Source organism: Jejuia sp. G7-7, assembly GCF_055808955.1.
On record NZ_JBVVSZ010000002.1, the window covers coordinates 990,412 to 1,003,981 of the forward strand.

At 31.8% G+C, this 13,570-nt stretch carries 10 protein-coding genes and 2 pseudogenes; 10 read left to right on the plus strand and 2 right to left on the minus strand.

Annotated features, from left to right (window positions below; genetic code table 11):
• Positions 1-138: 138 nt before the first annotated feature.
• The 7 genes from trhO to AC0L5U_RS14715 all read left to right on the plus strand — a co-directional run bounded on the left by trhO (position 139) and on the right by AC0L5U_RS14715 (position 7,543).
• Positions 139-1,206: an oxygen-dependent tRNA uridine(34) hydroxylase TrhO gene (gene trhO / locus AC0L5U_RS14685; RefSeq protein ID WP_473417194.1), complete on the plus strand. Its 1,068-nt coding sequence runs from the start codon at positions 139-141 to the stop codon at positions 1,204-1,206.
• Between the two features lie 205 nt (positions 1,207-1,411).
• Positions 1,412-1,630 carry a hypothetical protein gene (locus tag AC0L5U_RS14690; protein ID WP_473417196.1) on the plus strand — a complete coding sequence of 73 codons (219 nt, stop codon included), beginning with the start codon at positions 1,412-1,414 and terminating at the stop codon, positions 1,628-1,630.
• Between the two features lie 146 nt (positions 1,631-1,776).
• Positions 1,777-3,087, plus strand: coding sequence for a PSP1 domain-containing protein (locus AC0L5U_RS14695; RefSeq protein ID WP_473417197.1), 1,311 nt, complete (start codon positions 1,777-1,779; stop codon positions 3,085-3,087).
• Positions 3,065-3,553 (plus strand): gliding motility lipoprotein GldH, encoded by a 489-nt coding sequence (locus AC0L5U_RS14700; RefSeq protein ID WP_473417198.1) that lies wholly within the window; start codon positions 3,065-3,067, stop codon positions 3,551-3,553. Before AC0L5U_RS14695 ends, AC0L5U_RS14700 begins: the two co-directional genes overlap by 23 nt.
• A gap of 53 nt (positions 3,554-3,606) precedes the next feature.
• Positions 3,607-5,949 carry a transglycosylase domain-containing protein gene (locus AC0L5U_RS14705; protein WP_473417200.1) on the plus strand — a complete coding sequence of 781 codons (2,343 nt, stop codon included), beginning with the start codon at positions 3,607-3,609 and terminating at the stop codon, positions 5,947-5,949.
• Positions 5,950-6,053: 104 nt separating this feature from the next.
• Positions 6,054-6,755, plus strand: coding sequence for a CoA transferase subunit A (locus AC0L5U_RS14710; protein ID WP_473417201.1), 702 nt, complete (start codon positions 6,054-6,056; stop codon positions 6,753-6,755).
• A gap of 134 nt (positions 6,756-6,889) precedes the next feature.
• Positions 6,890-7,543, plus strand: coding sequence for a 3-oxoacid CoA-transferase subunit B (locus tag AC0L5U_RS14715; RefSeq protein WP_473417202.1), 654 nt, complete (start codon positions 6,890-6,892; stop codon positions 7,541-7,543).
• Positions 7,544-7,917: 374 nt separating this feature from the next.
• Here AC0L5U_RS14715 and AC0L5U_RS14720 read toward each other — a convergent pair.
• Positions 7,918-9,595, minus strand: a pseudogene (locus AC0L5U_RS14720) (ABC transporter ATP-binding protein).
• Between the two features lie 43 nt (positions 9,596-9,638).
• Positions 9,639-9,998 (minus strand): annotated as a pseudogene (locus AC0L5U_RS14725) (ribonuclease H-like domain-containing protein); the annotation flags it as partial.
• Positions 9,999-10,037: 39 nt separating this feature from the next.
• Here AC0L5U_RS14725 and AC0L5U_RS14730 point away from each other — a divergent pair.
• The 3 genes from AC0L5U_RS14730 (at position 10,038) to AC0L5U_RS14740 (ending at position 13,569) form a co-directional block, all read left to right on the plus strand.
• Entirely contained in the window at positions 10,038-10,637 is a 600-nt protein-coding gene (locus tag AC0L5U_RS14730; protein WP_473417203.1) for a recombinase family protein, read from the plus strand.
• 303 nt (positions 10,638-10,940) lie between these two features.
• Positions 10,941-12,434 (plus strand): hypothetical protein, encoded by a 1,494-nt coding sequence (locus AC0L5U_RS14735; RefSeq protein ID WP_473417204.1) that lies wholly within the window; start codon positions 10,941-10,943, stop codon positions 12,432-12,434.
• Positions 12,435-13,263: 829 nt separating this feature from the next.
• Positions 13,264-13,569, plus strand: coding sequence for a hypothetical protein (locus AC0L5U_RS14740; RefSeq protein WP_473417206.1), 306 nt, complete (start codon positions 13,264-13,266; stop codon positions 13,567-13,569).
• The last annotated feature ends 1 nt before the right edge of the window (position 13,570 follow it).

The following is a 13,570-nucleotide window of genomic DNA, read 5'->3' on the forward strand; positions in this document are numbered from 1 at the left end:
ATAGCGGATAGCCCGACCCTTTAGGGTAGCGTCCAAAAAAATTAAATTCCATATGCCCAATTATTTAGAAATTGTACCTTTGTGATTCGAAATATTTTCAAATTACAAACGGGATAACACCTTAAAAATTAGTATAGCATGCAACTGTACAATAAATTAAGCGCGAAGGAGAGAGCGGAATTAATTGAAAAAGCTGGCAAAGATCGATTGACGCTTTCCTTTTACCAATACGCCAAAATTGCCAATCCTCAAGAACTTAGAAACCAATTGTTTATAGCCTGGGACGCGCTTGACGTTTTAGGACGCATTTACGTGGCAACCGAGGGGATTAACGGACAACTATCTTTACCTGCTGATAGATTTGAGGAATTTAAAGCACATTTAGATACCATAGATTTTTTAAAAGATATACGATTGAATATTGCTGTGGAGCAGGATAATATGTCGTTTTTAAAACTGAAAGTGAAGGTGCGTCATAAAATTGTTGCCGATGGTTTAAACGACGCTACTTTTGATGTTACAAATAAAGGCGTGCATGTTGGGGCTGATAAATTTAATGACCTTATTGAAGATGAAAATACTGTTTTGGTGGATATGCGAAACCATTATGAGAGTGAGATTGGACATTTTAAAAACGCTGTAACGCCTGATGTGGATACCTTTAGAGAATCTTTAGATATTATTGAGGACGATTTAAAAGATCATAAAGAAGATAAAAACTTGGTTATGTATTGTACAGGCGGCATTCGTTGTGAAAAAGCTAGTGCTTATTTTAAACACAAGGGTTTTAAAAATGTGTTTCAGCTAGAAGGTGGGATTATTGAATATACAAGGCAGATAAATGAGCAAAATCTTGAAAATAAATTTATAGGTAAGAATTTTGTGTTTGATGAGCGCAGGGCCGAAAAAATAAGTGATGATGTTATTGCGCAATGCCACCAATGTGGAGCAGCGTTTGATGTACATACCAATTGTGCTAACGATGCTTGTCATTTACTTTTTATTCAATGTGATAATTGTAAAACCGAAATGAATAATTGCTGTTCTACAAACTGTAAAGAGATACATGCGTTACCTTTTGAGGAGCAAAAAGAGCTTAGAAAAGGACAAGGCAATAGCAACGATATTTTTAAAAAAGGACGTGCAGATCATTTACCATACAAAAAAGATTTGAGGAATATTTTTGAGGTTTTGAAGAAAAAATAATTCAATTGTAGATGGAGAATAAATTAAAAGTATTTAAAATTATTCATGCAGCGATGTGCTTAGGAACGATTTTGGCCTACGTAATTTTAGGAAATTTTCTAGATTTTAAAAACTTAAAATCGCCTGTTTTTGATACCGAATCAATTATTTTTTATGTATTCCCATTGCTGCATTTGTTTTAAGTAATTTTTTATTTAGGATGCAATTGAAAAAGATTGATTCAAATTTAAATTTTGAAGATAAGCTAATGCTATATCAGTCTGCTTCAATTATACGTTGGGCAGTAATTGAAGGCGCTGCTTTTGTGATATTAGTTTTAAGGAACGACCTTATCATGTTAGGTGTTATTTTGATAATTTATCTAATTTGGATAAGACCAACTGAGGAAAAAATAAAAGAAGATTTAGATATTAGAAGGCTTTAAGAATTATTTAGAGGCACAAATAAGGTAAACCCTTAATCTTTCTTTTTAAGTCCTCATAATAATCTTATATTTACACATCAAAGTTATTTATTAACCTTCTTCTGATAAAATAGCAGTTTTAATCAGAATCAATATATAAAATAGTTATGGCTTGTAACAGTTGCTCTACTGGAGACGACGGTCAACCTAAAGGATGTAAAAATAATGGTACTTGCGGCACAGATAGTTGTAATAAATTAACTGTTTTCGATTGGTTATCTAACATGTCTTTACCAAATGGCGAAACACCTTTTGATTGGGTTGAGGTACGCTATAAAAATGGTAGAAAACACTACTATAAAAATCTAGAAAACTTAACACTTAGTATTGGAGACGTTGTCGCTACTCAAGCTAAAGCAGGACATGATATAGGCATGGTTACCCTTACTGGGGAATTGGTGCGTGTACAAATGAAACGCAAAAACATTTCTCCTGAAGGCGAAGAAGTTTTAAAAATATACCGAAAAGCATCTCAAAAAGATATTGATATTTGGCAAAAAGCTCGAGACAAAGAAGAGCCAATGAAGGTAAAAGCACGCCAATTTGCAATAGATTTAAGATTGCAGATGAAAATCTCAGATATTGAATTTCAAGGCGATGCCAGTAAAGCTACTTTCTATTATACAGCTGAAGAACGCGTAGATTTTAGGGAATTGATTAAAGTTTTTGCACGAGAATTTAGAACACGTATAGAGATGAAGCAAGTTGGGTTTCGTCAAGAAGCAGCAAGGCTTGGTGGTATTGGCTCATGCGGACGAGAATTATGCTGTTCTACTTGGTTAACAGATTTTAGATCGGTAAGTACTTCTGCAGCACGTTACCAACAATTATCTTTGAATCCTCAAAAATTAGCAGGTCAATGTGGTAAACTAAAATGTTGTTTGAATTATGAATTAGACACTTATTTGGATGCGTTAAAAGATTTTCCGAAAACTGACATTAAATTACGTACTGAAAAAGGAACAGCAGTTTGCCAAAAAACAGATATTTTTAAAGGCCATATGTGGTATGCTTATGAAGGCGAATGGATGAATTGGCATAAAATAACTACGCAACAAGCTAATGAAATTATTGAAGCTAACAAACAAAACAAAAAGATTGCGAGTCTTGAAGAATATGCTTTAGAACTTGTTGAAGATACGAAAACGGAGTTTGAAAACGTTGTTGGTCAAGATAGTTTAACACGCTTTGATAGTCCAAAACGTAATAAAAAACGTAAAAATAATAGACGCAAAGGGAATCAAGGAGGACAAAATAAAAAAGGTGCTCAGGGCAACCAAGGTAATAACCAGTCAAAACAAAGTGGACAAGGCAACAAAAATGGGACGTCCAATAATAAGTCAAACCCAAATAATAAGCGAAGACGAAACAATAAAAGAAAACCGCAAAATCAAAATGCTAAGAATAATCCGAAATAGTACCTTAGTATTGGTAGTTGTGTTTTTTAGTGTTTCTTGTGATGAAAATCGTGTTTTTGACAAGTACAAGTCTGTGCCAAACGAATGGCATAAAGACTCTATAGTAAGTTTTAAAATTAACCCACCAGATACAATTAACCCATATAATTTATTTGTAAACCTCAGAAATACCAACGCTTATAAGTACAATAATTTGTTTTTAATAGTTGAAATGACTTTTCCGCATGGGAAAACCATCAAGGATACTTTAGAATATAGAATGGCAGATCCTACAGGAAAGCTTTTAGGAACTGGCGTTACAGATACAAAAGAAAACAAATTGTGGTATAAAGAAAGTGTAGTATTTAGCGAAGTAGGCGTATACGAAGTTAACATCCAACATGCTATGCGTGAAAGCGGAAAAGTTAACGGTGTTACAGCTTTGGAAGGTATTACAGATATTGGTTTTAGAATAGAAAAACCATAACCTATCAACTAACTTTAAGTACTTATAACTTAAAATATTTTAGGCATTTAATTATGGCAAAAGCAAAAAAAGAAACTACGAAAGCTCAAGATTTTTCAAAATACATCAGGTGGTTTTGGATCACATTTTTAGGAGGAGCTTTACTCTTAATCCTATTATTTTTATTGGCATCATGGGGAAGGTTTGGAGAAATGCCTGATCATACGGTTTTAGAAAATCCCAAAACCAATTTAGCTACTGAAATTATGTCTTCTGATGGACAAACTCTGGGAAAATTTTATTTTAATGATAACAGGACACCTGTTGGGTATGATGAATTACCACAAGATTTGGTAGATGCATTAATTGCAACTGAAGACGAACGTTTCACAGAGCACGCAGGTATAGATGCAAGAGGAACGTTAAGAGCTATTGTTAAACCTGGTAGCGGTGGAGCAAGTACAGTTTCTCAACAATTAGCGAAACAATTATTTCATGGAGAAGGTTCGCCGAATATTATAGAAAGAGTACTTCAAAAAGCAAAAGAATGGATTATCGCTACACGTTTAGAACGCCAATATACCAAAGAAGAGATTATTGCCCAATACTTCAATATTTATGATTTCGGGAATAATGCAGATGGTATTAGAAGCGCAGCAGCTATTTATTTTGATAAAGAACCTAAAGAATTAGATCTTAAAGAATGTGCATTGTTGGTGGGAATGTTTAAAAACTCTTCGCTTTATAATCCTAGAAGAAATCCAGTAGGTGTTAAAAACAGACGAAATGTGGTCTTATTCCAAATGATGCGTAATGGTTATATAGATCAAACTTTAAAAGACTCATTACAAAAAACAGAATTAGATATAAAATACACACCTCAATCACATCGTGACGGTATCGCCACGTATTTTAGAGGGTACCTTTCCAGTTTTATGAAAGATTGGATTAAAGATAACCCAAAACCAGATGGCACAAAATGGAGCTTGTATAACGATGGCTTAACCATTTACACCACACTAGATTCACGCATGCAAAAGTATGCTGAAGATGCTGTACAGCAACACATGCCAAGACTTCAAGCTGAATATTTTGTTCAAAACACACCAAAGCGAAATCCTACCACACCATTTTTAGATTTAGAAAAGGACGAAATAAGGGATTTATTGAATCGTTCTATGAAACAATCAGAGCGGTGGAGACATATGAAATACGATTTAAAAAAATCTGATAAAGAGATTAAAGCATCGTTTCAAAAACCAGTATCAATGTCGGTTTTCGCATGGAAAGAAGGAAAGCCTAGTGAGATAGATACGATTATGAAGCCTATCGATTCTATGCGTTATTATAAATCATTCTTAAGAACAGGAATGATGTCAATGGATCCACATACAGGTCATGTAAAAGCATGGGTTGGTGGCATGGATTATAGACACTTTCAATATGATATGGTAAAACAAGGTAAGCGTCAAATAGGTTCAACCTTTAAACCTTTTGTATATACTGCAGCCATTGATCAATTACATTTTTCCCCTTGTGATGAATTTCCAGACACACCGTTTTGTATTGAAGCCAATAAATTCGGTAATCCAGAAGAATGGTGCCCAAAAAATTCAAGTAATAATTATGGAGGTAACCGAACATTAAAAAATGCTTTAGCAAATTCAGTAAATACAATTACAGCACGATTAATTGATAAAGTTGGGCCACAAACTGTAGCAGATTTGGTCACTAAATTAGGCGTAGAATCTGAAGTTTTACCAGTACCTTCAATTGCTTTAGGAACACCAGATTTAAGTGTTTACGAAATGGTAGGTGCTTATTCTGCATTTGCAAATAAAGGGGTGTATACTAAACCTGTTATGGTAACTACTATAGAGGATAAAAACGGCACTATATTATATCAATTTACTCCAGAAACTCGTGATGTACTAAGTGAAGAAACGGCATATGTAGCCACTAAACTAATGGAAGGTGTTACACAATATGGTTCTGGTGCAAGTCTACGTCATACCTACAAAAGAAATAGGGCTGAATACAAAGAAGTGGTTACTGGGTATCCTTATGAGTTTAAAAACGCTATTGCTGGAAAAACAGGAACAACTCAAAACCAAAGTGATGGTTGGTTCATGGGAATGGTACCAAATTTAGTTACTGGTGTTTGGGTTGGTGGAGAAGAGAGATCGGTTCATTTTAAATCGATTACTTACGGTCAAGGAGGCGTTATGGCATTACCTATTTGGGGGTTATATATGAAGAGTTGTTATGCCGATGAAGATTTAAATATTTCCAAAGAAGATTTTGAAGAACCTAGCAATCTGTCAATAGTTGTAGATTGTTCTAAGGCCACTAGTAAAACAGTTATTGATGATGATGATGCAATAGAAGATGAAGTTCCCGACGATTTAGAGTTTTAGAAGACGTTAATCATATAAAATTACCAGCCCATTCTTTTTTTGGAATGGGCTTTTTTATTCGTAATTTTAATACAGAATAGGTATAGAAGTAAAATTTAATTACTATGATTAATAAAAAGGTATCAGGCGTTAAAGAAGCGCTAAGTGGTGTAAAGGATAATATGACTTTTATGCTTGGTGGTTTTGGGTTAAGTGGTATTCCCGAAAATGCAATTGCTGAATTGGTAAAGTTGAATGTAAATGGGCTCACTTGTATTTCCAATAATGCTGGAGTAGATGATTTTGGCTTGGGTTTATTATTACAACAAAAACAAATCAAAAAAATGATATCCTCTTATGTAGGAGAAAATGATGAGTTTGAACGCCAAATGTTATCTGGAGAATTAGATGTAGAATTAATTCCACAAGGTACCTTAGCCGAACGTTGTCGTGCTGCTCAAGCGGGATTTCCAGCAATATATACACCTGCGGGTTATGGTACTGAAGTTGCAGAAGGCAAAGAAACTCGAGAATTTGACGGAAAAATGTATGTACTAGAACACGCATTTAAAGCCGATTTCGCTTTCGTAAAAGCATGGAAAGGAGATGCAGCAGGCAATTTAATTTTTAAAGGTACCGCTAGAAATTTTAATCCAAACATGTGTGGTGCGGCAAAAATAACAGTTGCTGAGGTAGAAGAATTAGTGCCACTTGGAGTATTAGACCCTAATCAAATTCATATTCCTGGAATATTTGTGCAACGTATTTTTCAAGGCGAGATGTATGAAAAACGTATCGAGCAACGAACGGTAAGACCTAAAGGTTAAAAAATTATAAGTATTTAAAGTGCCAAGTGTTGGCTTAATCAAACGTATAAATACTTATAATTTTATAGACAAAATATTAATCGTGTGCCTAACTTTAAGTACTTAAGGCACTTTTAACTCAGAACTTATTAAGTATGTTAGACAAAAACGGTATAGCGAAACGCATTGCAAAAGAAGTGCAAGATGGATACTATGTAAACTTAGGTATAGGTATTCCAACATTAGTAGCAAATTATGTTCGGCATGATATAGAAGTTGAATTCCAAAGTGAAAATGGTGTTTTAGGTATGGGACCTTTTCCTTTTGAAGGCGAAGAAGATGCCGATGTGATTAATGCAGGAAAACAAACTATTACAACTCTGCCAGGAGCCAGTTTTTTTGACTCTGCCTTAAGTTTTTCAATGATTAGAGGTCAACATGTAGATTTAACAATTTTAGGAGCTATGGAAGTTGCGGAAAACGGAGATATAGCCAATTGGAAAATCCCAGGTCGTATGGTTAAGGGTATGGGAGGAGCTATGGATTTGGTGGCAAGTGCAGAAAATATAATTGTTGCAATGATGCATACCAATAAAAGAGGCGCTTCAAAATTATTGAAAGCATGTTCATTACCTCTAACCGGAGTGGGTTGCGTTAAAAAAATAGTGACCAATCTTGCGGTTTTAGAAGTGACTGAAAAAGGATTTAAACTTTTAGAGCGAGCTCCAGGAGTTACAGTTGAAGTAATAAAGGATGCCACAGAAGGCGAATTAATTATAGAAGGAGATATTCCAGAGATGAATATCTAGATCAATAAATTACAGAAAAATCGACAAATTGTTAAATTTATTTACATTTCATCGAATTTATATGTTTTTAAACTGATATACTGAAATAAAAGTAGATATTAGCAGTCCCCAAATTAACCAAATACTATAGATTTTTCCCCAAATCTATCTTGAACTTAAAAACCTTATGGAAATGGCAACAAATCTACCTGAACAACCTACAAAAAATGATAGTAAATTTAAAGAAACTTTACAGGACAATGTAAAGTTTGTAAAGAGTTTACTTTATCTAACCAAAAAAGTATTTATGCTATAAACATTAGTTTGTAGCACGAATATTTTAAGTCTTCCCGAAGTTTCTTTCGGGATTTTTTTTGTCTAAATTTTACTTTTATTTAAATACCTTTAGGAATAGCTTCAATTAATTTTTTAGTATAGGCTTTCTTAGGATTGGTATAAATTATATCAGCATCATCGAGTTCTTCAATTTGTCCTTGATTCATTACTAATAACTGATCTGCCATATATTTTACAACAGCTAGGTCGTGAGAAATGAATATGTAAGTAAATCCAAAATCTGCTTTAAGTTCATTCAATAAATTTAAAACTTGTGCTTGAACAGATATGTCTAATGCCGAAACCGATTCGTCACAAACAATTAATTTAGGTTGTAATGCAATCGTTCTAGCAATTCCAATACGTTGACGTTGACCACCAGAAAACTCATGCGGATAGCGGTTAAAATAATCTTTAGATAAACCAACCCGATTCAAAATCTCTAATACTTTTTCCTTTCGTTCGTTATCAGAATTGTATAAATTATGAACTTGCATAGGTTCCATAATAGCTTTCCCAACTGGAATTCTTGGATTAAGTGAAGCAAAAGGATCTTGAAAAATAATTTGAATGTCTTTACGCAGTTTTCTTGTTTCAGATTTTGAAAGCTTCGTGATATCTACACCTTTATACATAATAGCTCCTGAAGTCGCTTTATCTAATTGTAAAATAGCGTTGCCTAAAGTAGATTTTCCGCATCCAGATTCTCCAACTAAGCCTAAAGTTTCGCCTTCATATAATTTAAAACTTACACCATTTACAGCTTTAAAAGATTCAGGTTTTGAAAACCATCCCGATTTTGAGAAGTATTCTTTTTCAACATTAATTACTTCAAGTAAAGGGGGTATTATACAGAGCTTCATGCGCTTTTTTACGTTGCGCTTTAGAAATAGTTTCAGATTTTGTAGTATCATTTAAAAAATCTTGAATTGTTGGAAGTACTTTCAATCGTTCATCTAAAGAAGGACGAGAATTGATTAATGCTTTTGTATAATCGTTTTTTGGATTTTAAAAATCTCCGTAATACTACCTTGTTCAACAATATCGCCTTTATACATGACTAGGACCCTATCGGCAATTTCAGAAATTAAAGATAAATCGTGAGTAATGAAAATAATACTCATTTTAGTTTCAACTTGTAACTCTTTTAATAACGCAATAATTTCATTTTGAACGGTTACATCAAGAGCGGTAGTTGGTTCGTCTGCAATTAAAATATCTGGTTTACAAGCAATAGCCATGGCAATCATAACACGCTGCTTTTGACCGCCCGAAATTTCATGAGGATAAGACTTAAAAACACGTTCTATATTTGGGAGCTTTACTTTCTCAAATAAAGATAAAGTTTCGCTTTTTGTTTCGCTTTTAGACAATTTGGTATGTTGCAACAAAATTTCCTGAACCTGTTTACCACAAGTCATAGAAGGATTTAAAGAACTCATCGGTTCTTGAAAAATCATGGCTATTTTATTGCCCCTAATGTTTTGAAGCTCCTTGTCGGAAAGTCTGGCAACATCTTCTTCATTATAAAAAATATGCCCGAGTATTTATACTTGAAATTCTTTTGGGCAAAAGCCCTAAAATAGCTAATGAAGATACCGATTTTCCCGAACCAGATTCTCCAACAATACCCAATATTTCGTTTTGATTTAAATGGTATGAAATACCATGAATCACTTCATTATCTCCAAATGAAATCGATAAATCTTCTATTTTTAATAATGGGTTTTTAGGCATTTATACCAATTTAGGTTTTAAAATATCGTATTTATAATATGAATTACACATGTATAATTTCATCATCACTTAAAAGCGCATCGCCTCGTAATCTTAAAAATATTTGAGCAACAGCGATAGTATCTTTTTCACAATAAATTATAATTCTATCAATATCATTTTCTTCATAAAATACTTTACAAACTTCGCTCCCATCAATATCATCTTTTGGCGAAGGAATACCTAGCACATTAGTCAATAGTTTTAAAGATGTATAGGTTTTGTAATCTCCAAACTTCCATAATTCCAAAGTATCTAAATGCGGGACTTCCCATGGTTTTTTACCAAAGAGATTTAGTTTGTAAGGCAATTCTATATTATGAATTATCATCCGGCGTGCAATGTACGGAAAGTCGAAAACTTTATATATTTGTATATTCCATATAAATTACTGTAATACAACATGTTAAAAGCTAAATACATCCGTGTTTCTACAAAAATACAAAATATAGATAGACAAATTAATAAAAATTATTGTCTATACATTGATAAAGTATCAGGAACTATTCCATTTAATGATAGACCATCAGCAAAACAGTTGATTAATGATATTAAGAGTGGAAAAGTTAATTATGTTGTTGTTCAATCTATTGATAGGTTGGGTAGAAATATTGTTGATATTCAAAATCAGTTAAATTGGTTTATAGAAAACAAAACACAAATATTTTGTGAGAACATTCAAATGACTTTACTTAATGAAAACGGTTCTATAAATCTCATTACAAAAATGATAATTGATTTATTGAGTTCAGTTGCAAGTTTAGAGTTAGAAGCCATAAAAGAAAGACAATTACAAGGGATTAAAATAGCTAAAGCAAAGGGCAGTGTATACAAAGGGCGAAAGTTAGGAGCTGTTATGTCTAATAAAGACTATATGAAGAGACATAAGGATGTAATAAGCCTTTTAAATGATGGATTAAGTATATCAAAAACTTCAAAATTAACGGGTAAGGCTTATGTTACTGTTAAATCAGTATCTCAAAGATTAAGTACTTCTTTATAATACATAAGACCTAATTTCAAATAAAGGTTCAATAATCTTCGAGTCTTAATTAAAATGCATTTTCAATAAATATTTTAACTGACTCATTATCAGTTATTTGTGTTTTTTACTCTTAAAATCGTAATCATCTGATTTACAACAACTTATTTTAAGTCTATACTGTAGATAGAATGAGTGGTTTTTACAATTCTAAAAACACCTTCTAAATTTTGTTAAATCCAATACTATCTTCAACTATTCATAATTGAATAAAATGACATAAATACTTTATGAAGATGTGAGATAGAAATTAAAAAATTTATTATGAAAAGAAAAGAAATTTATACTAGTATTCCATTAGACCTATACCAAACTTTGATAGAATTAAATAAGAGAGAACCATTATTAAACCTTGATATTGTTTTTGGTGTAATCGGTCTAATTTATAAAAAACAGTTTCTAGATAACAAGACTAATACTTTAAGAGGATTGAATGACCATATTAATTTGGATTCAAGACTTCTAAAGAGATATGATGTGAATGGAGAAAAGACTATGGAACAACTTAGGTTACTCGAAAAATTGAGAATAATAGATATATCACCTGAACGATTTAATGTCCCTGGAAGTACTGGAAAAGCCCGTGGGTATAAAATTATAGTTGATTTTGAGTCTGATGTTTTAAAACATATTAAAATGAACGAAAAAATATCACAAAAACATTTAAAATATCAAATTCAACGTTCAAGTAAAGCCGACTATACAACAGAACATTTAACTAAATGGATTGATAAAGAATATTTCAAAATAGATAAGGAGAGAGCTATAAAATACATAAATGAGAAATATTCTTTTAGTGATGAGGTAACTCAAAATAGAAAAACTAGAAGATTGTTCTTCGTTAAGAATTTTGAATCTCAGTTAGAAATTTACTCCAGAGAAGGTAAGGATAGTAGACTTCATAGTTTGTTTACAAGTCTTCCATCAGATTTAAAACAGTTTGTTTTATGTAATGATAAGAAATTGGTGGAACTTGATGTGAAGAGCTCACAACCGTTCATTTTGTCTGTTATTTTGGAAATTATTCTTAATTGTTACCATGAAGTAAGGTCATTAAAAGACCAAAGGAAGAGTCGTCTAATAAAATCTTTAAATAAAAAAATTGAGAGGAGGTTATCATTGTTATATGATAATAACTTAGACTATCTAAATGAGTATCAAATAAAATTATATGAAATAATATATAATATAAGTATTATATTAATAAATGACGTCGAAAGTATTGATTTTGTTGAGGTTCGTAATTTCATTTTTGACATCAGACAAGGTGATATTTATAACAAAGTTGGAGAAGAATTAGTTAAAAGAGAGATTATAAAGACTAATGATAACTATGACTTTTATAAAGTCAACTTATATGATTCCAAAGAGAAACGTTGTAGAGATTTTAGTTTTAGTAATTTAAGGGACTGTTCTAAACAAGTAGTTCTTAACTCGATTTATTCTAATTTTAAAAACCCTAAAAAACCTGTGAAAGAATTTAGAAATATGTACCCAAGTACAATGAAGATTTTAGACCAATTCAAATTACAGAACTATCAAGATTTGGCTGTTCTGATACAACGAATTGAATCTAAAGGTATATTAGATTACTCCACAAAGAAGTTGTCTCAGAAGTTACCTAATGTACCTATAGTAACACGACACGACAGTTTATCTACAACTTCAGATTTAATTGATAGTGTCAAAGAACTATTTATTAAAAACTTAAATAAGTTTTTCAATTGTAATGTTCCTGTGATTCAATCCTGTTGGTAGATTATTTAAAATTCATCTCTCGGATATACTTTTTAATGAATTGATGTCAGGGAGTCTTTTAGTTAAAACCCTCCCCTTGGGGTTTATATAAAATATTATACATCCAGTCTATGTGGTTAAGAATCAATATGATATAAGTAATATGTCATTAGACGATTCAAAAAATCCACCCAAAAAGTACCCCAGAATGACCAAAATTGGTCAAAATGGTGGTCGGGTGGTGGTCGAAGTGAAATATTATTTGTGTCATATTGAGTTTAATTCTTAACCACATGGATTGGATATTATTGAATATTTAGGGTAGTATAATATTTAGAAAAAGAACTCTTACTATTCTTGAATAGTTATTCATAGAGTTCTAGAGAAAACACTTAAAATTTAGGCTATAGCTTAAAGGTTATAGTAGTGATATATTAAATTCATCATTAAGTTCTTAAAATAGTAAATCAATATTTGTAATTTCTTTTTGTCATAATCAAAAATTGTATAGGTTTTTACATTGAAATATTTACTAGTATTCTTACATTTGTAATTATTCCCCCTAAAGTTATTAGCCTTTGAAGTAGCATTAAACTAGTCTTACTAGGTTACCTAACAATATAGTATTTTCTTTAGTTTATACAAGATTATACCTTAGGTAAGGCTTATTATTGGTTATACTTTTTATTAAATAAATGTGGTAGTTATTTACATAGTAAGATAATATTTATTGAAATTAAATTCTAAATTAATATATGGCTGAAAAAAATTAAAACCATTAGAATCTAAATCAACTTCTTCTGATAAGAGTACATCGGATAGGGTTAAAGAAACTCATACAGAAGAAGTAGTGTTTGGTATTTGTTCGCAAATAGGCTCCATAAAAAAAGAAGTTGTAGATAGTATTGAAGAGGCTTTTAAGGGGTTCGGTTATACTGTTAAAAGGATTAAGCTTAGGAAATTTATTGATCCTTTTATAAATAGTGATAATTATCATCAAGATAAAACCCCAAAGTTTAACGAATACATAAAAAAAATAGAAACAGGTAATCTTCTAAGAGGAAAATATGGAAAAGATTACTTAGCAAATGTTGCTATTACTCAAATAGCAACAGATAAAAAAACAAATTTAACGTTCAAACCACTAGAGATGTAGA